The 18513-nt window shown below is 60.9% G+C and carries 22 protein-coding genes; 4 read left to right on the top strand and 18 right to left on the bottom strand.

All coding sequences use genetic code 11. The features are described 5' to 3' along the window. The first annotated feature begins 13 nt into the window (after nucleotides 1-13). Together AC07VO_RS19645 and AC07VO_RS19640 are read left to right on the top strand one after the other, a co-directional pair. The gene (locus AC07VO_RS19645; protein WP_018925078.1) at nucleotides 14-481 is read left to right on the top strand and encodes a helix-turn-helix domain-containing protein; all 468 of its coding nucleotides are present in this window, start codon (nucleotides 14-16) and stop codon (nucleotides 479-481) included. Then, nucleotides 478-1053 carry a PIN domain-containing protein gene (locus tag AC07VO_RS19640; RefSeq protein ID WP_086945854.1) on the top strand — a complete coding sequence of 192 codons (576 nt, stop codon included), beginning with the start codon at nucleotides 478-480 and terminating at the stop codon, nucleotides 1051-1053. The genes AC07VO_RS19645 and AC07VO_RS19640 overlap by 4 nt, the downstream gene beginning before the upstream one ends. 56 nt (nucleotides 1054-1109) lie before the next feature. Here AC07VO_RS19640 and AC07VO_RS19635 read toward each other — a convergent pair whose 3' ends face one another. From AC07VO_RS19635 to ccmA, 10 genes are all read right to left on the bottom strand, one after another. Continuing rightward, nucleotides 1110-1508 carry a hypothetical protein gene (locus AC07VO_RS19635; RefSeq protein ID WP_086945855.1) on the bottom strand — a complete coding sequence of 133 codons (399 nt, stop codon included), beginning with the start codon at nucleotides 1506-1508 and terminating at the stop codon, nucleotides 1110-1112. A 14-nt stretch (nucleotides 1509-1522) separates the two neighbouring features. Beyond that, nucleotides 1523-2731 carry a c-type cytochrome biogenesis protein CcmI gene (ccmI, locus tag AC07VO_RS19630; RefSeq protein ID WP_086945856.1) on the bottom strand — a complete coding sequence of 403 codons (1209 nt, stop codon included), beginning with the start codon at nucleotides 2729-2731 and terminating at the stop codon, nucleotides 1523-1525. Continuing rightward, entirely contained in the window at nucleotides 2724-3197 is a 474-nt protein-coding gene (locus AC07VO_RS19625) for a cytochrome c-type biogenesis protein (protein WP_018925074.1), read from the bottom strand. The genes ccmI and AC07VO_RS19625 overlap by 8 nt, the downstream gene beginning before the upstream one ends. Beyond that, nucleotides 3194-3730, bottom strand: a complete 537-nt coding sequence (locus tag AC07VO_RS19620) for a DsbE family thiol:disulfide interchange protein (RefSeq protein ID WP_018925073.1) — start codon at nucleotides 3728-3730, stop codon at nucleotides 3194-3196. Before AC07VO_RS19620 ends, AC07VO_RS19625 begins: the two co-directional genes overlap by 4 nt. Next, nucleotides 3727-5730 (bottom strand): heme lyase CcmF/NrfE family subunit, encoded by a 2004-nt coding sequence (locus tag AC07VO_RS19615; protein WP_018925072.1) that lies wholly within the window; start codon nucleotides 5728-5730, stop codon nucleotides 3727-3729. Before AC07VO_RS19615 ends, AC07VO_RS19620 begins: the two co-directional genes overlap by 4 nt. A 3-nt stretch (nucleotides 5731-5733) precedes the next feature. Next, the gene (gene ccmE / locus AC07VO_RS19610; protein WP_086945857.1) at nucleotides 5734-6189 is read right to left on the bottom strand and encodes a cytochrome c maturation protein CcmE; all 456 of its coding nucleotides are present in this window, start codon (nucleotides 6187-6189) and stop codon (nucleotides 5734-5736) included. Beyond that, nucleotides 6186-6362: a heme exporter protein CcmD gene (gene ccmD / locus AC07VO_RS19605; protein WP_007939192.1), complete on the bottom strand. Its 177-nt coding sequence runs from the start codon at nucleotides 6360-6362 to the stop codon at nucleotides 6186-6188. Before ccmD ends, ccmE begins: the two co-directional genes overlap by 4 nt. Further along, nucleotides 6359-7114: a heme ABC transporter permease gene (locus AC07VO_RS19600; RefSeq protein WP_007939194.1), complete on the bottom strand. Its 756-nt coding sequence runs from the start codon at nucleotides 7112-7114 to the stop codon at nucleotides 6359-6361. The genes ccmD and AC07VO_RS19600 overlap by 4 nt, the downstream gene beginning before the upstream one ends. 80 nt (nucleotides 7115-7194) lie before the next feature. Further along, nucleotides 7195-7863, bottom strand: coding sequence for a heme exporter protein CcmB (gene ccmB, locus AC07VO_RS19595; RefSeq protein WP_007939195.1), 669 nt, complete (start codon nucleotides 7861-7863; stop codon nucleotides 7195-7197). Continuing rightward, nucleotides 7860-8495, bottom strand: coding sequence for a cytochrome c biogenesis heme-transporting ATPase CcmA (ccmA, locus tag AC07VO_RS19590; protein WP_028940002.1), 636 nt, complete (start codon nucleotides 8493-8495; stop codon nucleotides 7860-7862). Before ccmA ends, ccmB begins: the two co-directional genes overlap by 4 nt. Before the next feature lie 197 nt (nucleotides 8496-8692). On the opposite strand from ccmA, the gene fliK reads away from it, so the two are divergent. Both fliK and AC07VO_RS19580 read left to right on the top strand, forming a co-directional pair. Continuing rightward, on the top strand, nucleotides 8693-10267 hold the full coding sequence (gene fliK / locus AC07VO_RS19585; RefSeq protein WP_086945858.1) for a flagellar hook-length control protein FliK: 1575 nt from the start codon (nucleotides 8693-8695) through the stop codon (nucleotides 10265-10267). Further along, nucleotides 10264-10593, top strand: coding sequence for an EscU/YscU/HrcU family type III secretion system export apparatus switch protein (locus tag AC07VO_RS19580; protein ID WP_018925069.1), 330 nt, complete (start codon nucleotides 10264-10266; stop codon nucleotides 10591-10593). The genes fliK and AC07VO_RS19580 overlap by 4 nt, the downstream gene beginning before the upstream one ends. Nucleotides 10594-10710: 117 nt before the next feature. Here the strand turns inward: AC07VO_RS19580 and AC07VO_RS19575 are convergent, their stop codons facing one another. From AC07VO_RS19575 to AC07VO_RS19540, 8 genes are all read right to left on the bottom strand, one after another. Continuing rightward, nucleotides 10711-11103: a DUF2802 domain-containing protein gene (locus AC07VO_RS19575; RefSeq protein WP_018925068.1), complete on the bottom strand. Its 393-nt coding sequence runs from the start codon at nucleotides 11101-11103 to the stop codon at nucleotides 10711-10713. Next, complete coding sequence (locus tag AC07VO_RS19570) at nucleotides 11104-11589, bottom strand: chemotaxis protein CheW (protein ID WP_007938663.1); 486 nt, start codon at nucleotides 11587-11589, stop codon at nucleotides 11104-11106. Nucleotides 11590-11663: 74 nt separating this feature from the next. Further along, nucleotides 11664-12530 (bottom strand): CheW domain-containing protein, encoded by an 867-nt coding sequence (locus tag AC07VO_RS19565; protein ID WP_064619453.1) that lies wholly within the window; start codon nucleotides 12528-12530, stop codon nucleotides 11664-11666. A gap of 30 nt (nucleotides 12531-12560) precedes the next feature. Further along, nucleotides 12561-13349: a ParA family protein gene (locus AC07VO_RS19560; RefSeq protein ID WP_018925066.1), complete on the bottom strand. Its 789-nt coding sequence runs from the start codon at nucleotides 13347-13349 to the stop codon at nucleotides 12561-12563. Nucleotides 13350-13392: 43 nt separating this feature from the next. Continuing rightward, nucleotides 13393-14286 (bottom strand): flagellar motor protein MotD, encoded by an 894-nt coding sequence (gene motD / locus AC07VO_RS19555; RefSeq protein ID WP_018925065.1) that lies wholly within the window; start codon nucleotides 14284-14286, stop codon nucleotides 13393-13395. A gap of 15 nt (nucleotides 14287-14301) precedes the next feature. Next, on the bottom strand, nucleotides 14302-15042 hold the full coding sequence (locus AC07VO_RS19550) for a flagellar motor protein (protein WP_018925064.1): 741 nt from the start codon (nucleotides 15040-15042) through the stop codon (nucleotides 14302-14304). Beyond that, nucleotides 15042-16172 carry a protein-glutamate methylesterase/protein-glutamine glutaminase gene (locus tag AC07VO_RS19545; protein ID WP_018925063.1) on the bottom strand — a complete coding sequence of 377 codons (1131 nt, stop codon included), beginning with the start codon at nucleotides 16170-16172 and terminating at the stop codon, nucleotides 15042-15044. Before AC07VO_RS19545 ends, AC07VO_RS19550 begins: the two co-directional genes overlap by 1 nt. 49 nt (nucleotides 16173-16221) lie before the next feature. Next, nucleotides 16222-18489, bottom strand: a complete 2268-nt coding sequence (locus AC07VO_RS19540) for a chemotaxis protein CheA (RefSeq protein ID WP_086945859.1) — start codon at nucleotides 18487-18489, stop codon at nucleotides 16222-16224. Between the last annotated feature and the right edge of the window lie 24 nt (nucleotides 18490-18513).

Below are 18513 nucleotides of genomic sequence, written 5' to 3'. Positions count from 1 at the left end.
ATTGGAAAGCATCATGTCACCAGTTATCCATCCCCCCCTTAACCTGCCCATGGAGCGTGAGGTCCAGGCCGCTATCGAAGGTCAGCGCGCCTTGGCTGCCTACCTCGCCACCCAATTCGAAACTCAGCATATCCAGATTTTCGATGAGCAGAATGAAGCACACAGCGTCGAACTTCCCACCTCAGCGCTTCGGTTGCTTGTCGACATCCTGGCAGAGCTCGCTGCAGGCAACGCCGTCAAAGTGGTCCCGGTACACGCTGAACTGACCACCCAGGAAGCGGCGGACTTGCTCAATGTCTCACGCCCGCACCTGATCAAACTGCTGGAGTCCGGTGAGTTGTCCTACCACAAAACCGGCAAGCACCGACGTGTGCGCTTTACCGATTTGATGGACTATAAAACCCAGCGCGACATAGCCAGCGAGCAAGCAATGACGCTTCTCGCCGAGCAGGCACAAGCGTTAAGGACAGGATACGAGTGAGGCACTCCCCTTTTACCGCTGTATATGACGCATGTGTTTTGTACCCCGCCCCCTTGAGAGATTTTTTGATGTGGCTCGCGCTCTCCGGGCGTTTCAGGGCGCGATGGTCACTGGAGATACATAACGAATGGAAGCGCAATCTACTGAAGAACCGCCCGGACCTGACAACAGAGCAGTTGGATCGCACGTCCGACTTGATGGATCAGGCCATACCTGATGCTTGCGTCTACGGTTACGAAAGGCTGATCGAAGGGCTAACACTGCCTGACGTCGATGACCGACATGTTCTGGCTGCCGCTATACGCTGCAATGCCAGTGTCATTGTGACCTTTAATCAGAAAGGTTTTCCTGACGAAACACTGGGACCTTTTGGCATCGAGGCCCAGCATCCTGACGAGTTCGTCGATAACCTCTTCGATCTGGACCCGGCAGCAGTTGTTGCGGCAGCACAACGACAACGCAAACAGCTAAAGACGCCGCCGATGGATGTCAGCACTTATCTCGAACTGCTGTTACGCCTGGGCCTGACTCGGTCGAGCAAGGCGTTGACCCACTATCAGGCCATTCTTTAATCGCCTTTCATAAATGCCAGAAAGCAAAACGGCGATCCTCAGATCGCCGTTTCCATTTACTGCCCGAACTGTCTGCCCAACCCACCCGGCACTCCATGGATATCCGTCTCTTCCCACGGCCCGTTAGGGCTGATCGAGCGGCTCCAGCCGTTGTCCCAGCGGTAGTAGGTGCGCTGGCGATAGAAGGTGTTGGTTTGATTGTCGAGGACGTAAACACCGAGTTTCGCATCCCAATGGCTGTTGCCCCCCGGTGGCGGGGCGAAGCTGGCGGAGGTGCGTTGCACCGGCTTCGATGGTTTGCTCGGCGTGACCGGTTTGCTCGGTGTGGTCGGTTTGGTGCTCGGCTGCGAGGGCGGAATCGGCGGCAGCCGTTCGGGCTCGTGCTCCTGGACCGCACAAGCGCTTAGCCCCAAAACCATCATGCTGAGGAGAGTGATACGAGCGAAGGCGGTCATGGTGGCGTTTCCTGTTATTTATCCGGGCTGTCGATGGTCAGTTTTTGTGGCGCGCTGGTGCTGGTGGCCAAAGGTTGGCTACGACCGATCCATTCGCCGGCAGTCGGTTGGCCGGCGCGGGAGATGCGCGCAACCAGTTGGACTTCGGGGAAGTTCGACAGTTTCAACTGGGGCATCATTGCATCCGCATCGCCCAGCTCGACGGTCGCTGGCAGGTCGGCAACGGTCAGACGCTTGGCCGCCAATGGTGCGGGCGGGCCTGCGGTGGCGCGGGCGAAGATGAACACGCTGTCGCCGGGCTGGACCTTGGCTTTCAAGTCCGGTGCAAGATCGACACGCACCTTGAGCAGTGCTGCAACCTTTACTGCCGGCGCCTGAACCTGAGCCACCTTGCCACCGCTGGCTTCAAGCTTCTCGGCGGCCTTGGCGATACCGCCTTGCAGTGCGACACGGGATTGGTCATCCGGCGGCAGTTGCACCAACAGACGATTCCAGTAGTCGATAGCTTCCTGGTAACGCTCGCCTTCGAAGGCCGCGATGCCCAGCAGACCGAGGCTGGTGACCTCCTTCGGATCGGCTTTCAGTGCTTCGTCAGTCAGGGCCTGGACCTTGCCCGACCACTTCTTGCCATCGGCGAAGTATTGGGCCTGAGCCCACTGCCCGAGCAGTTCCGGCTGGCGACCGGCCAGGTTCACGGTGCGTTCGAAGATCTTCGCCGCATCGCCAGGGCGGTCCTGAGCCATGTAAGTGCGGCCAAGGAAATACAGGCCTTCGGCCGAATCCGGTTGGGCCGCAACCGCACGCTCCAGGCGACGGGTCATGTCTTCCATCGACTGCGGCGCCTGGGCGAACTCGCGGGTCAGCTCGACTTTGTCGCTGGCACCGAAATGCAGGTACAGCCCAAGGCCCAGCACAGGCACCAGAATTGCCGCCAGCAATGGCAATGGCTTGCCCAGGCGCGACACTCGCGGTGCCTCGACGCCTTCGGTGTCGGCAAGCAGTTCACGGGCGGCTTCGGCTCGGCCGGCATTCATTTGCTCGGCGTTGAGTACGCCTTCTTCCTGCTGAGTCTGCAACTCAGCCACGCGCTCCTGATACAGCGCGACGTTAAGCGCCGTACGATCCTCTTCAAGCTGGGCGCGACGACCGCGCAGAACGGGGATCAGCAAAAAACTCAGGGCTACCAGAAGCAGCAGGCCTGCAGCGAGCCAGAAATCAATCATGCTTGGTTTTATCCAACAGGTGGTCGAGGCGCTCGCGCTCATCAAAAGAAAGCGTGTCCGGGCTGTCAGCGCGTTGCACGCGACGACGGCGGACGATCACGGCGATGATCACAAAACCGCCCAGCAGCAGGCCGGCCGGGCCGAACCAGAGCAATGCGGTCTTGGCATTCAGAGCAGGTTTATAGCGGACGAAATCACCGTAGCGGTCGACCATGAAGTCGATGATCTGCTGGTTGTCCTTGCCCTCGCCGAGCATGCGGAAAATCTCTTTGCGCAGGTCGGCGGCGATCGGTGCGTTGGAATCGGCAATGTCCTGATTCTGGCACTTTGGGCAACGCAGCTCTTTGGTCAGCTCGCGAAAACGCTCGCGATCGCCCTCTTTGGCGAACTCATAGGTATCGATGGCGGCGTGGGCCACGCCAGCCATGCTCAACCCCAGAACGGCGGCGGCAATCCAGCGCTTCATGGCTTGGCCTCGTCGACCAGCGCCTGATACTTGGCCGCCAGTTTTTCGCGCCAGACCTGTTCGTCGATCACCCCGACGAATTTGTCGCGGATGATGCCCTTGGCGTCGATGAAGAAGGTTTCCGGTGCGCCATACACGCCGAGGTTCAGGCCCAGGGTGCCTTCATCGTCACGGACGTCCAGTTGATACGGGTTGTGGAACTCGGCCAGCCACTTCAAGGCGTCTGCATTGGTGTCCTTGTAGTTGATGCCGTAGATCACCACGCCCTTCTCGGCCAGTTTGTTCAACACCGGGTGCTCGACCCGGCAGGAAATGCACCAGGTGCCCCAGACGTTGACCAGCGCCGGTTTACCCAGAATGTCCGCTTTGGTCAGGGTTTTGTCGCCCTGCACCGAGAGCAGGGAAAACTCCGGGAACGGCTTGCCGATCATCGCCGAGGGCAACTCGGCCGGGTTCAGGTACAGCCCCCGATACAGAAAAACAGCAACCACCAGAAAAATCGCCAGCGGCAACAGCATCAACCAACGTCTCATGCGGTGGCTCCCGTCATGCCGAGCGCTTCACGCACACGACTTTTTACCTTGACCCGATAACGGCGATCCAGCGCCGCCAGCAACCCGCCTACACCTGTGAGCAGCCCACCGAACCAGATCCAGCGCACGAACGGTTTGACGTGCACGCGAACCGCCCAGGCGCCCTCGCCCAACGGCTCGCCCAGTGCGACGTACAGGTCACGGGTGAAACCGGCGTCGATCCCGGCCTCGGTCATCATCGAGTTCTGCACCGTGTACAGGCGTTTTTCCGGGTGCAGCACGCTGACTTCCTTACCGTCGCGGATCACCCGTACGGTGCCCTTGTCGGACGTGAAGTTCGGGCCTTCGAAGTGCTTGGCGCCTTCGAACACAAACTGGTAACCGGCCAGGCTCATGGACTCACCCGGTGCCAGGCGCAGATCACGCTCGGCACTGTTCTGGCTCGACAACACGACACCCAGCGCGCACACGGCAATGCCCAAATGCGCGAGTTGCATGCCCCAATAACTGCGGGTCAGGGTCGGCAGTCCTTTGATCAAGCCTTTGTGGCGAGTCTTGTCGAAAATGTCCCGCACACCGGCCAGCAACACCCAGGCAGCCAACATGAAGGTTGCCAGCACCGCCCAGTTGAAATCGCCGTAAGCAACACCCGCCACGACGGCCAGCGCGGCGCTGCCGAGTAATACCGGGGTCAGCATGCTCACCAGCCATTTGACCGGGGTGTCTTTCCAGCGCACCACCACACCGACCGCCATCACTATCATCAGGATCGCCATCAACGGAATGAACAGCGCGTTGAAGTACGGCGGGCCGACCGACAGCTTGGCACCAGTCATCGCGTCAAGGATCAGCGGATACAGGGTGCCCAGCAGAATCATCGAAGCAGCCACCACCAGCACCAGGTTGTTGCCCAGAAGCAGGGTTTCCCGGGACCAGAGGTTGAAGCCGACATGGCTCTTGACCACCGGCGCGCGCAGGGCGAACAGCGTCAATGAACCACCGACCACAAACAGCAGGAAGACCAGAATGAACACACCACGCTCAGGGTCGGAGGCAAAGGCGTGAACCGAGGTCAGCACGCCGGAACGCACCAGGAAGGTCCCGAGCAGGCTCAACGAGAATGCGGCGATGGCCAACAGCACGGTCCAGCTCTTGAACACGCCACGTTTTTCCGTGACCGCCAACGAGTGAATCAGCGCCGTGCCCACCAGCCAAGGCATGAAGGACGCGTTTTCCACCGGGTCCCAGAACCACCAGCCGCCCCAGCCGAGTTCGTAGTAGGCCCACCAGGAACCCAACGTGATACCGATGCCAAGGAAGGCCCAGGCGACGATGGTCCACGGACGGGACCAGCGCGCCCACGCCGCATCGAGACGACCGCCCAACAGCGCGGCGATGGCGAAGGCGAAGGCCACGGAGAAGCCGACGTAACCCATGTACAGCATCGGCGGATGAACGATCAGGCCGATGTCTTGCAGCAGAGGATTAAGATCGCGCCCGTCCGCCGGCATCTGCGGCAGGATCCGGGCGAACGGGTTGGACGTCAGGATCAGGAACAGCAGGAAACCCGTGCTGATCATGCCCATCACCGCCAGCACCCGGGCCAGCATCACTTGCGGCAACTGTCGGGAGAACACCGACACCGCGAAGGTCCAGCCGCCGAGAATCAACGCCCACAGCAGCAACGACCCTTCGTGAGCGCCCCACACGGCGCTGAACTTGTAGTACCACGGCAGCGCGCTGTTGGAGTTGCTGGCCACGTAGGCGACGGAGAAGTCGTCCGTCATGAACGCATAGGTCAGGCAACCGAAGGCGAACAGCAAAAACGCGAACTGCCCCCACGCGGCCGGCTGGGCCAGGCTCATCCACAAACGGTCGCCGCGCCAGGCACCGAGCAACGGCACCACGGCCTGCACCAACGCAAAACACAACGCCAGGATCATGGCCAGATGGCCGAGTTCGGGGATGAACAGCCCCGAGCTGTAAAGTGCGGAAGTCATCCGTTAGCCCTCCTTGGCTGGCGTAGGTGCCGACTGACCACTGTCTTTCAACGCCTTGGTCACTTCCGGCGGCATGTACTTCTCGTCGTGCTTGGCCAGCACTTCGTCGGCCACCACCACGCCATCAGCGTTGAGCTTGCCGAGGGCAACGATGCCCTGCCCTTCGCGGAACAGGTCCGGGAGGATGCCGCGATAGCTGATGGTCACGGATTTGTTGAAGTCGGTGACGATGAATTTCACGTCCAGGGAATCGCCGGAACGTTGCAGCGAGCCTTTTTCGACCATGCCGCCCGCACGGATGCGCGTGTCTTGCGGCGCTTCGCCATTGGCGATCTGGGTCGGGGTGTAAAACAGATTGATGTTCTGCCGCAGGGCGCTCAGGGCCAAGCCGACGGCAGCGCCGACACCGACCAGGATCGCGAGAATGATGACAAGACGCTTTTTACGCAGCGGATTCACTGGCCGTTCTCCCGGCGCAAACGACGCGCCTCTTGTTGCAGATACCGCTTGCGGGCCAGGATCGGCGCCGCCACGTTGAGGGCCAGCACCGCCAGGCAAATGCCATAGGCTGACCAGACATACAGGCCGTGATGGCCCATGGCGAGAAAGTCGCCGAATGAAGCGAAACTCATCGAGCGGCCTCCAGACTGTTCTGCACTTCGGATTTCACCCAGCTCGCCCGGGCTTCGCGCTTGAGCACTTCAAGGCGCATGCGCAGCAACAGCACCGCGCCGAAGAAACAGTAGAAACCCAGCACCGTCAGCAGCAGTGGCAGCCACATCTCGGCAGGCATCGCCGGTTTTTCGGTGAGGGTGAACGTCGCGCCCTGGTGCAGGGTGTTCCACCACTCCACCGAGTATTTGATGATCGGGATGTTGATCACGCCGACAATCGCCAGCACCGCGCAGGCCTTGGCCGCGCTGTCACGATTGCTGATGGCGTTGCCCAGCGCAATAAGACCGAAGTACAGAAACAGCAGAATCAACATGGACGTAAGTCGCGCATCCCAGACCCACCACGAACCCCAGGTCGGTTTGCCCCAGATCGCTCCGGTAACCAGCGCCACGGCGGTCATCCAGGCACCGATCGGGGCGGCGCATTGCAGGGCGACATCGGCCAGTTTCATTTTCCACACCAGCCCGACAACGCCGCACACGGCCAGCATCACGTAGATCGACTGCGCCAGCATGGCGGCGGGAACGTGGATATAGATGATTCGAAAGCTGTTGCCTTGCTGGTAGTCCGGCGGTGCGAAGGCCAGGCCCCAGACCACGCCGACGCTAATCAGCAGCAACGCCGCGACGCTCAGCCAGGGCAGCAATTTGCCACTGATGCCGTAAAACCATTTGGGCGAGCCGAGCTTATGAAACCAGGTCCAGTTCATTGCTGTTTCCATCACGGTTGCTGTTCGTTATCACGAAACAGCCAAAGGGTCTTTACTGGTTAAATTTTAACCAGACCTCATTATTCGCCGACACTGATCTTCAGGCCAGCAGCTATTGCAAAAGGTGCCAGGGTTATCGCCAGGGCGGTCAGGCTACCAAGCCACAAGAGATAACCGGTCGCCGGCATGCCCTGCAATGCCGCCTGCAAGGCGCCACTGCCGAGAATCAACACCGGGATATACAGCGGCAGAATCAGCAGCGCCAGCAACAGGCCACCACGCTTCAATCCTACCGTCAGCGCCGCGCCCACCGCACCGAGCAGGCTCAACACCGGTGTACCGAGCAATAAAGAAAGCAGCAACACCGGCAGACAAGCGGCAGGCAAACCGAGCATCAGCGCCAGCAATGGCGCGAGCAAAACCAGTGCCAGGCCGGAAAAGGCCCAGTGTGCCAGCACCTTGGCCAGCACCAGAAGAGGCAGGGGGTGCGACGAAAGGACCCACTGTTCAAGGGATCCATCTTCGAAATCACTGCGGAAGAGCCCGTCCAGCGAGAGTAAAACCGATAAAAGCGCCGCCACCCAGACCAGCCCCGGAGACAAGGTTTGCAACAATTGAGTCTCGGGACCAACCGCCAGCGGGAACAAGGAGACGACGATGGCGAAAAATACCAACGGGTTCGCCAATTCGGCGGGACGGCGGAACAGCAAACGAGCCTCACGGGCGACCAACAGGCCGAAAACACTCATACGGCCCAATTCCCCAAATCAATGTCGCGATAACCGGCCGGCATCCGGCTCAGCGTGTGGTGAGTGGTCAGCACCACCATGCCGCCGCGCTCGCAGTGCGCGGCCAGGTGTTCTTCGAGTTGCGCCACGCCTTGTTTGTCGAGCGCGGTGAATGGCTCGTCGAGGATCCACAGCGGCGGGCTGTCCAGGTACAACCGCGCCAACGCCACACGACGTTGCTGGCCGGCAGACAGGGTGTGACAGGGAACATCCTCGAAACCGCGCAGCCCCACCGCCGCCAGTGCTTGCCAGATCGCCTCATGGGAGGCCGGTTGATGCAAGGCGCAGAGCCAGCTGAGGTTTTCTTCGGGGGTCAGCAGGTCCTTGATGCCAGCGGCATGGCCGATCCACAGCAGGTTGCGCGCCAGTTCGCTGCGTTGTTCGCTCAGTGGCTGGCCGTTGAGCAACACTTGACCGGCGGTCGGGTGCATCAAGCCACAAAGCAGACGTAACAGGCTGGTCTTGCCACTGCCGTTGGGGCCGCTGATCTGTAACATTTCGCCACTGGCCAGTCGCAATTCGAGATTTTCGAAAAGCAGCCGAAGGTCTCGCTCACAGGCAAGGGCAACGGTTTGCAGGACAGGACTGGTCAAGGGTTCACGGGCCTTATGCGGTTCAAGTCGGCTCTGGCGCGGCCGTTAAAGAGATGCAGCATAGATGCTATGACGGCTTGTTCTAGAGAGCTGCGTCAATCAATTGCAAAGTTTTCGCCACTCAGCGAAAGACGGGCGGCATTATACATGGCGTTCCCTACTCTCAAGAGTGCAATTTCCTCAGGTTGTGTCCGCGTATGACAGGCGAAATGAACATCCTCCCGCTCCCGCCAACCAACCCGGCGACTTCGCGTCCATTGGTGATCAGCAGCGAGTTGCTCAATCTGCTGACGCCGATGGAGGGCCTGATCACGGCCGGTCAGACCGCCAAGGCTGAAGTGCTGTCACTCAAGCAGGCGGATCAGACCTTTCAACTGTTGCTCAAGGTCACTCTCGACAGCGGCCGCCAGACCACTGTCCAGGCCACCAGCACTCAGCCTTTGCCCCAGGGCGCCAGCCTGACGGTTACCCAACCGTCGGCGGGCAATCTGGCAGTCACGGTGCAACAGGCCATCGCCTCCAGCGTCGCCACCCTTACCCGTATCGACACGGCGCAACTGCCGGTCGGCACCCTGCTGCAAGGCAAAGTGCTGACCTCTCAGGTGATGCCGCAGGTGCCGGGCCAGCCGACGGTGTTTCGCTCGATGGTGAGCCTGCTCAACACCGCGCTGAGCGGCAGCACGCTGAGCATCGACAGCCCGACGCCGCTGCGCATCGGCAGCTTGCTGAGCGCCTTGGTGCAGGACACCCAGACACTCAAATTCGTGCCGCTGAGCAGCCGTCAGGAACAGTTGGCGGTGACGCAACAATTGGTCAGCCAGCAAAGTCGCCAGGGTTCTCTGGATGGCTTGATCAAGGTCCTGCAAAACCTGCCGCCGTCGGATCAAACCTCCAGCGACCTGCGCGCTGCCGTGGACAAATTGCTCGCCGGCCTGCCGGACGTCCAACAATTGAGTACGCCCAAAGGCCTGGCCCAGGCGCTGGCCAACAGTGGCCTGTTCCTCGAAGCCAAATTGCTGACCGGACAAAACCCGACGCTGGTGCCAGACATGAAAGGCGACCTGCTCAAGCTGATCGCCCAACTGACGCCGGGCCTGCCGGCCAACACCAATCTCAACGCAATCATCGCCGCCAACACCCTGGCCCAGGCCATGCCGAGTTTTGTGCGCAATGCCCTCGGCATGCTCGGGCAAGTCAGTGCCAAACCGTCGCCGACCAGCTTCCCACTGCCCGAGCGCCTGTTGCAAAGCGCGGAAGGCGAAGATGATCTCGAGCACCTGCTGCGCCTGGCTGCGGCGGCGGTTTCACGTTTGCAAAGTCATCAGCTGTCGAGCCTTGAGCAGACTGGCGTCACCAGTGACGGGCGGTTGATGAGCACCTGGCAACTGGAAATCCCCATGCGCAACCTGCAGGACATCGTGCCGTTGCAGGTCAAATTCCAGCGCGAAGAAGCCCCCGAAAAAGAACAACCGCGCGAACGCCGCGACGAACGCGAACCCAAGCAACCGCTATGGCGCGTCGAGCTGGCATTCGACATGGAACCGTTGGGGCCGTTGCAGATTCAGGCCCAACTGATCAAAGGCAGCCTCTCCAGTCAGCTGTGGGCCGAACGGCCGTACACTGCGAGCCTGATCGAAAGCAATCTGGCCGCGCTGCGCCAGCGCCTGCTGGATTCGGGGCTGAACGTCGGCGATCTGGATTGCCACCTCGGCACACCGCCACAAGGCCCTCAAACCCGTCTCGAACAACGCTGGGTCGACGAAACCGCATGAACGAATCCACCGCACCGCGCCAGGCCATCGCCCTCAAATACGACGGCAGCCACGCCCCTACCCTTACGGCCAAAGGTGACGAAGAACTGGCTGAAGAAATTCTACGGATTGCCCGTGACTACGAAGTGCCGATTTACGAGAACGCCGAACTGGTGAAACTGCTGGCGCGGATGGAATTGGGCGAGAGTATTCCCGAGGAGTTGTACCGCACGATTGCCGAGATCATTGCGTTTGCCTGGAATCTGAAAGGCAAGTTTCCGGCGGGGCATGATCCGCATGCGGTGACGGTGGAGAAGGACGTCACCGAGCGCGGGGATGATTATTGAATCTTTGTTGAATGTAAAAAGATCGCAGCCCCGTTTCACTCGACAGCTCCTACAGGGCGTACACCATCCCAATGTAGGAGCTGTCGAGTGAAACGAGGCTGCGATCTTTTGCTCTTCTCAGTTTCTATGCAACTTGCTCATCAACTCCGCCTCAGCCTGGGTCAAGCCGCAAGACTGAGTCAGCTCATCGACGCTGGCCCCCATCCCCACCAGGCGCGCGGCCTGGGCGAATGAAAGGCTCGACGGATCACGCTGCTCCAACTGCGCCAGCTTGTCCGGCAACGGCCCGACCACCGCGCGCAGTTCGTGCAGGTCTTCACCCATGCGCACGTTGCCGTTCTGGTAGTCGTCGACGCGCTTGGCCAGGTCCTTGATGCGCTGATCGCGCAGCGCATCGCCCTGAGCCTGTTGTGCGGCGACCTGCCTTTGAGCGCGGATGTACGCCAGGAACATCGCCAGCGTGCCCGCCCACAAAAGGAACAGGACAATCACAGCCACCTCAAGAATCAATCAGATACTCTCCAGTTCCGACCATTCTTCTTCGCTCATCATCTTGTCCAGCTCGACCAGGATCAGCAGTTCATTGTTCTTGTTGCACACGCCTTGAATGAACTTGGCGGACTCTTCGTTACCGACGTTCGGTGCGGTCTCGATTTCCGACTGACGCAGATAAACCACTTCAGCCACGCTGTCGACCATGATCCCGACCACTTGCTTGTCGGCTTCGATGATGACGATGCGGGTGTTGTCACTGACGTCGACCGTGCCCAGGCCGAAACGCTGACGGGTGTCGATCACGGTGACCACGTTGCCGCGCAGGTTGATGATACCCAGCACGTAGCTCGGGGCACCCGGTACCGGAGCGATTTCGGTGTAGCGCAGGACTTCCTGAACGCGCATCACGTTAATGCCGTAGGTTTCATTGTCCAGCTTGAAGGTGACCCATTGCAGGATCGGATCTTCGGAACCTTTTGCCGCCGTCGCCTTGTCATTCATACCCTGACCCCTCGAAAAACCGCCCTAGCGGTGTGTATTCAGTGCACCGGCACTTGAATGCCGATGCGTGTTTTTTATGTCGGTTTGTGGTTCGGCTTACTGCCGCCCATGTGCTTCGCCCCGCCGCTGGCGATCAATTCGGCCAGTGCGGCGACATCGAGCAAAGCGCACATGTGTTCAATCACCGTGCCGGCGAGCCATGGCCGCTGCCCCCGGTGACTTCTCCATTTGATTTCATTCGGGTCCAGGCGCAACGAGCGGCTGACCTGATGCACCGCCAGCCCCCACTCATAGCCCTGAACTGAAATAACGTATTGCAGGCCCTGGCGGAAATCGTCGCGGTAGCGGTCCGGCATGACCCAGCGTGCGGTATCCAGCACCTTCAGGTTGCCGGCCTGGCTTGGCAGGATCCCGAGGAACCATTCCGGCTGACCGAACAACGGCGTCAGCTCGTGGCCGGCCAGGGAATAAATCGAACCCAGGCACACCAGCGGCACCGCGAGGGTCAACCCGGCGACATCGAACAACAGGCATTCGAACGGCTCGGCCGCCCAGGCCGGACGATCGTCATTTTCCACCGGAGGCGGCGTGTTGCTCGGCGGCAGATGAACTTCCACCACCGGCGGCACCAACGCTTGCAGCAACGGCGCAATCGTCGACACGGACGCCAGAATCGGTGCCGGCGCTTCGATCACGGCCACCGGTGCCTTCGCCACTGGCGCAACAACGGGGGCCGCGACCACTGCCGGCTTCTGCGCATCGCGCGCCTGCTCTTCGAGCACCGCCGCCTGGAACTCGTCCAGCGCAGCTTCAGCCTCGACAACCTCGGGCAGCGCCTCGACTTCAGGCAACAGCTCTTCGGTCGCGTCCTGCAGCAAGCCATCCAGATAAGACTGAAGGGCCAATTGCGGGCGCGAGGTGATCTTCACCGGCCGGGTCATGCGAATACCATCGTAGGAATCAGGCTCATCTCAAGCCACCTGCGGAACAAGTTGCTGGGCCAACAGATGCTTGAGCAGTGCGCGGTAGGCGAGAACGCCGCGACTCTTGCCATCGAATTGCGACGGCGTCAGTCCTGCCCGGCTCGCGTCACGCAAGCGGGTGTCGATCGGGATGTAGCCTTGCCAGATTTCTTCCGGGTACTTGTCGCGCAGCACGCGCAGAGTGCCAAGCGAAGCCTGGGTGCGGCGGTCGAACAGGGTCGGCACGATGTTGAACGGCAACGCCAGTTTGCGCGAGCGGTTGATCATCGCCAGCGTGTTGACCATGCGTTCCAGGCCTTTGACCGCCAGGTGCTCGGTCTGCACCGGAATCACCAACTGCTGGCTGGCCGCCAAGGCATTGACCATCAGCACGCCGAGCAACGGCGGGCTGTCGATCACGGCGTAATCGAAGTCTTGCCACAACTGCGCCAGACTCTTGGCGATCACCAGGCCCAAACCGCTCTGGCCCGGCGACTGGCGCTCAAGGGTGGCCAGCGCGGTGCTCGATGGCAACAGGGAAATGCGTTCGTCGCTGGTGGGCATCAACAACTGACCGGGCAAGCCTTGCGGCACGTTGCCCTTGTGCAGAAACAGGTCGTAGCTGCTGTGCTCCAGGCTGTCGGGGTCGTAACCGAAGTAGCTGGTCATGGAGCCGTGGGGGTCGAGATCGACCACAACCACGCGCTTGCCCGCCTCCGCCAGTAAACCGGCTAAAGCAATGGAGGAAGTGGTTTTACCGACACCACCCTTTTGATTGGCAACTGCCCAGACTCTCATTCGGATTGTTCCTCCCGGTCGAAAACGTCGACCGAGAAATAGCTCAACGTATTAATGCGGGTGACGGAGAATTGACGGCACTCTCGCGTCCCGGCGACTTGACCGGGGTCGGTGCAGTTTGTGTGCCAGCCCGCTTCAATGCGGCATCCGGTTGTGCATGAGCCGTTCCGGTACCGGTGAGGCTACGGCGTACATCAAGATTGCGTGACACCACCAGCACCACCCGACGGTTGCGCGCACGGCCTTCGGCGGTGGCGTTGTTGGCCACTGGCTGGAATTCGCCATAACCCACCGATGCCAGGCGACCAGGGTTCACGCCCTGCATCGCCAGCATCCGCACGATGCTCGCCGAACGGGCCGAGGACAGTTCCCAGTTGGTTGGGTATTGCGCGGTGCGGATCGGTTGATCGTCGGTGAAACCTTCGACGTGGATCGGGTTGTCGAACGGCCGGAGGATCGCAGCGACCTTGTCGATGATGTTGAACGCAATGTCGCTGGGCATGGCGTCGCCGCTGCCGAACAACAGGCTGGAATTGAGTTCGATCTCGACCCACAACTCGTTGCCGCGCACGGTCATCTGGTTGGAACTGATCAAGTCGCCGAACGCCGCGCTGATGTCATCGGCGATGCTTTTGAGTGGATCGTTGGCGGCCTGGGCGATGCCGGCGTCGATCTGCTCGCTGTCCTTGACCAATGGCTTGGCCGGGGTCACGGTCTTCGGTCGCTCTTCGCCGATGGGTATCGGCTTGAGGGCGCGGTCAGAGTCGGTAAACACCCCGATCAACGCCTCGGAAATGATCTTGTACTTGCCTTCGTTGATCGACGAGATCGAGTACATCACCACGAAGAACGCGAACAGCAAGGTGATGAAGTCGGCGTAGGAAACCAGCCAACGTTCATGGTTCACATGTTCTTCATGTTGCCTGCGACGAGCCATGATCCATTTCCCCCATCAATCCATGAAGCCCTGAAGCTTCAACTCAATAGAGCGAGGGTTTTCACCTTCGGCGATCGACAGGATCCCTTCCAGCAACATTTCGCGATAGCGCGACTGCCGTAACGCGATGGACTTGAGCTTGGCGGCAATCGGCAACAGCACCAGGTTGGCACTGGCCACGCCGTAGATGGTAGCGACGAAGGCGACGGCGATGCCACTGCCCAGTTGCGATGGGTCGCCCAGGTTGCCCATGACGTGAATCAGGCCCATCACCGCACCGATGATACCGATGGTCGGCGCGTAGCCGCCCATGCTTTCAAAGACTTTGGCGGCTTCGATGTCGCGGCTTTCCTGGGTGTAGAAATCCACTTCCAGAATGCTGCGGATCGCTTCCGGCTCGGCACCGTCGACCAGCAATTGCAGGCCTTTACGCGAGTAGCTGTCAGGTTCGGCGTCGGCCACCCCTTCCAGCCCGAGCAAACCTTCCTTGCGAGCGGTCAGACTCCAGTTCACCACGCGATCAATGCCGCCGGCCAGGTCCACGCGAGGCGGAAACAGAATCCAGGCGAGAATCTGGATGGCACGCTTGAAGGCACTCATCGGCGATTGCAGCAGCGCGGCACCGATGGTGCCACCGAGTACGATCAACGCCGCCGGGCCGTTGGCCAGTGCGCCGAGGTGACCGCCTTCAAGGTAGTTGCCGCCGATGATGGCGACGAACGCCATGATGATCCCGATAAGGCTGAGCACATCCATCAGATGCAAGCCTCAACCAGGTGCCGACCGATGTCGTCGAGGCTGTACACCGCGTCCGCGAGTTCGGCTTTGACGATGGCCATTGGCATGCCGTAGATCACACAACTGGCTTCATCCTGGGCCCAGATCGCACTGCCACCCTGCTTGAGCAGACGCGCGCCTTCGCGACCGTCGGCGCCCATGCCGGTCAGTACCACCGCCAGAACTTTGTCGCCGTAGGACTTGGCCGCGGAACCGAAGGTAATGTCCACGCACGGCTTGTAGTTCAGACGCTCGTCGCCCGGCAGGATTTTCACCGCGCCACGGCCATCGATCATCATCTGCTTGCCACCGGGTGCGAGCAGCGCCAGGCCCGGACGCAGGATGTCGCCATCCTCGGCTTCCTTGACACTGATGCGGCACAGCTTGTCCAGGCGCTCGGCGAAGGCCTTGGTGAAGGCTGCCGGCATGTGCTGGATCAACACGATGGGTGCCGGGAAGTTGGCCGGCAACTGTGTCAGAACCCGTTGCAGCGCAACCGGGCCACCGGTGGAGGTACCGATGGCGACCAATTTGTAGGCTTTGCGTTTCGGCGCGGGAGATGACGGAGCCGCTGCATGGGGGCGCGCCGCAATCGGTGCCGGTGCCGGACGCGCAGGCGCGCTGCTGCCGTAGCTGCCGACGCTCGAAGGCGCAGGCGTCGGGGCTGGCGCAGCGACCGGTGCCGGAGGGGTGTAGGCGCTGACACGACGGTTACTGCGCGAGATGCTGAGAATCTTCTCGCACAGCAGTTGCTTGACCTTCTCCGGGTTACGGGAGATGTCTTCGAAATTCTTCGGCAGGAAGTCCACCGCGCCGGCGTCCAGCGCATCGAGGGTGACCCGGGCGCCTTCGTGGGTCAGCGAGGAGAACATCAACACCGGGGTTGGGCAGCGCTGCATGATGTGCCGCACCGCCGTGATGCCATCCATCATTGGCATCTCGTAGTCCATGGTGATCACGTCTGGCTTGAGGGCCAGGGCCTGATCGATCGCCTCTTTTCCGTTGGTCGCCGTACCGACGACCTGGATGTTTGAATCCGCTGCAAGAATTTCCGAGACGCGGCGGCGGAAAAACCCCGAATCGTCCACCACCAGGACTTTGACTACCATAAACACTCCGTTAGACGGGGCGAGGCTCTGGCGCCCCGCTCCCCCAGAATCAAATACGCCGTGCGGCGTAACGCTTGAGCATGCTCGGAACATCGAGAATCAGAGCAATGCGGCCGTCACCGGTGATGGTGGCACCGGACATGCCCGGGGTTCCCTGGAGCATTTTGCCCAATGGCTTGATGACCACTTCTTCCTGGCCCACCAACTGATCGACGACGAAGCCGATCCGTTGAGTGCCCACCGAAAGGATCACCACATGGCCCTCGCGCTGCTCTTCGTGAGCGGCGGAGCTGACCAGCCAGCGCTTGAGGTAGAACAAGGGCAGCGCCTTGTCCCGCACGATCACCACTTCCTGGCCGTCCACCACGTTGGTGCGCGACAGGTCGAGGTGGAAGATCTCGTTGACGTTCACCAGCGGGAACGCGAACGCCTGGTTGCCGAGCATGACCATCAGCGTCGGCATGATCGCCAGGGTCAACGGGACCTTGATGACGATCTTCGAGCCTTTGCCCTTGGTCGAGTAGATATTGATGGTGCCGTTGAGCTGGGCGATCTTGGTTTTCACCACGTCCATGCCCACGCCACGACCGGACACGTCGGAGATCTCGGTCTTGGTCGAGAAGCCCGGCGCGAAGATCAGGTTGAAGCAATCGGACTCGCTGAGACGGTCCGCCGCATCCTTGTCCATCAAACCTTTTTTCACGGCGATACCGCGCAAAACGTCAGCGTCCATGCCCTTGCCGTCATCGGAGATGGACAGCAGGATGTGGTCGCCTTCCTGTTCAGCGGACAGAATCACTTTGCCGCTGCGAGGCTTGCCCATCGCTTCGCGATCAGCCGGCTCTTCGATACCGTGGTCGACCGAGTTGCGCACCAAGTGGACCAACGGGTCGGCCAGGGCCTCGACGAGGTTCTTGTCGAGGTCGGTTTCTTCGCCGACCAGTTCCAGGTTGATCTCTTTCTTGAGCTGGCGAGCCAGGTCGCGAACCAGACGCGGGAAGCGCCCGAAGACTTTCTTGATTGGTTGCATCCGGGTCTTCATGACCGCGGTTTGCAGGTCGGCCGTGACCACGTCGAGGTTCGACACGGCCTTGGACATGGCTTCGTCGCCGCTGTTGAGGCCCAGACGAACCAGGCGGTTACGAACCAGTACCAGCTCGCCGACCATGTTCATGATTTCGTCGAGACGCGCGGTGTCGACCCGCACGGTGGTCTCGGCTTCGCTGGTTGGCTTTTCCGCGGGCGGCGCGGCCGGGGCACGAGCAGGAGCCGGCGCTGCGGCGGCAGCAGGCTTCGGTGCTTCTGCTTTGGGCTCGGGGGCTTTTGGCTCGGGTGCCTTGGCCACAGGTGCTGGTGCCTTGGCAACCGGAGTCGCTACCGAAGCAACAGCAGACGCAGTGCCCACTTCAGTGAACTTGCCCTTGCCATGCAATTCGTCGAGCAGCGATTCGAATTCATGATCGGAGATCAGATCGCTACCGGCCGCAGCGGCGGTTGGCGCAGCCGGGGCTGGCGCCGAAGCGATTGCCGATTCCAGCGCATCGACCGCAAAGTTGCCTTTGCCGTGCAACTGGTCGAGCAGTGCTTCGAACTCGTCGTCGGTGATGTCGGAGCTGTCGCCGGCGGCTTTCGGAGCAGCCGGAGCAGCAGGCGCAGCGGCTACTGCATCGGCGGCGAACTGGCCTTTGCCGTGCAATTGATCGAGCAACGACTCGAACTCGGCATCGGTGATTTCGTCACTAGCGGCTGCATCGGCGGCAGGCTGCGAAACAGGCTGCGCAGCCGCTACGGGCGCCTCGGCCTGGGCCTTGACGGCGTTCAGCGAGTCCAGCAGTTGTTCGAATTCGTTATCGGTAATGTCGCCCGATTCGCTTTCGGCGACCGGTGCTTCAACCACTTCAGCGACCGGCGCCGGTGCAGCTTCCATTTGCGGCTCGGCCAGACGGGCCAGCGCCGCGAGTAATTCAGGCGTGGCAGCCGTGATCGGGCTGCGTTCGCGGACTTCGCTGAACATGCTGTTCACCGCGTCCAGCGCTTCGAGAACCACGTCCATCAGTTCCGAGTCGACGCGACGCTCACCCTTGCGCAGGATGTCGAACACGTTCTCGGCGATGTGACAGCACTCCACCAGCTCGTTGAGCTGGAGGAAGCCGGCGCCCCCTTTTACAGTGTGAAAACCGCGAAAAATTGCATTGAGCAAGTCCGCATCATCAGGTCGGCTTTCCAGCTCGACCAGCTGCTCGGACAGTTGCTCTAGAATCTCGCCGGCCTCAACCAGGAAATCCTGAAGGATCTCTTCATCGGCGCCGAAGCTCATTAAGGGGGTGCTCCTACAGGTCTA

The organism is Pseudomonas sp. GW821-FHT03E01 (assembly GCF_059420765.1).
This window is presented reverse-complemented; position numbering and strand designations above follow the sequence as displayed.

What these genes read in the sequence shown, in the direction of transcription:
- motD (WP_018925065.1), bottom strand. Translation starts at nt 14,286, where the DNA reads ATGGCTCGTCGCAGGCAACATGAAGAACATGTGAACCATGAACGTTGG.
- AC07VO_RS19625 (WP_018925074.1), bottom strand. Translation starts at nt 3,197, where the DNA reads ATGAAGCGCTGGATTGCCGCCGCCGTTCTGGGGTTGAGCATGGCTGGC.
- ccmD (WP_007939192.1), bottom strand. Translation starts at nt 6,362, where the DNA reads ATGAGTTTCGCTTCATTCGGCGACTTTCTCGCCATGGGCCATCACGGC.
- fliK (WP_086945858.1), top strand. Translation starts at nt 8,693, where the DNA reads ATGACAGGCGAAATGAACATCCTCCCGCTCCCGCCAACCAACCCGGCG.
- ccmI (WP_086945856.1), bottom strand. Translation starts at nt 2,731, where the DNA reads ATGATTGATTTCTGGCTCGCTGCAGGCCTGCTGCTTCTGGTAGCCCTG.
- AC07VO_RS19560 (WP_018925066.1), bottom strand. Translation starts at nt 13,349, where the DNA reads ATGAGAGTCTGGGCAGTTGCCAATCAAAAGGGTGGTGTCGGTAAAACC.
- AC07VO_RS19540 (WP_086945859.1), bottom strand. Translation starts at nt 18,489, where the DNA reads ATGAGCTTCGGCGCCGATGAAGAGATCCTTCAGGATTTCCTGGTTGAG.
- AC07VO_RS19645 (WP_018925078.1), top strand. Translation starts at nt 14, where the DNA reads ATGTCACCAGTTATCCATCCCCCCCTTAACCTGCCCATGGAGCGTGAG.
- AC07VO_RS19600 (WP_007939194.1), bottom strand. Translation starts at nt 7,114, where the DNA reads ATGAACTGGACCTGGTTTCATAAGCTCGGCTCGCCCAAATGGTTTTAC.
- AC07VO_RS19580 (WP_018925069.1), top strand. Translation starts at nt 10,264, where the DNA reads ATGAACGAATCCACCGCACCGCGCCAGGCCATCGCCCTCAAATACGAC.
- AC07VO_RS19615 (WP_018925072.1), bottom strand. Translation starts at nt 5,730, where the DNA reads ATGACTTCCGCACTTTACAGCTCGGGGCTGTTCATCCCCGAACTCGGC.
- AC07VO_RS19565 (WP_064619453.1), bottom strand. Translation starts at nt 12,530, where the DNA reads ATGACCCGGCCGGTGAAGATCACCTCGCGCCCGCAATTGGCCCTTCAG.
- AC07VO_RS19550 (WP_018925064.1), bottom strand. Translation starts at nt 15,042, where the DNA reads ATGGATGTGCTCAGCCTTATCGGGATCATCATGGCGTTCGTCGCCATC.
- AC07VO_RS19635 (WP_086945855.1), bottom strand. Translation starts at nt 1,508, where the DNA reads ATGACCGCCTTCGCTCGTATCACTCTCCTCAGCATGATGGTTTTGGGG.
- AC07VO_RS19620 (WP_018925073.1), bottom strand. Translation starts at nt 3,730, where the DNA reads ATGAGACGTTGGTTGATGCTGTTGCCGCTGGCGATTTTTCTGGTGGTT.
- ccmB (WP_007939195.1), bottom strand. Translation starts at nt 7,863, where the DNA reads ATGAGTGTTTTCGGCCTGTTGGTCGCCCGTGAGGCTCGTTTGCTGTTC.
- AC07VO_RS19570 (WP_007938663.1), bottom strand. Translation starts at nt 11,589, where the DNA reads ATGAATGACAAGGCGACGGCGGCAAAAGGTTCCGAAGATCCGATCCTG.
- AC07VO_RS19545 (WP_018925063.1), bottom strand. Translation starts at nt 16,172, where the DNA reads ATGGTAGTCAAAGTCCTGGTGGTGGACGATTCGGGGTTTTTCCGCCGC.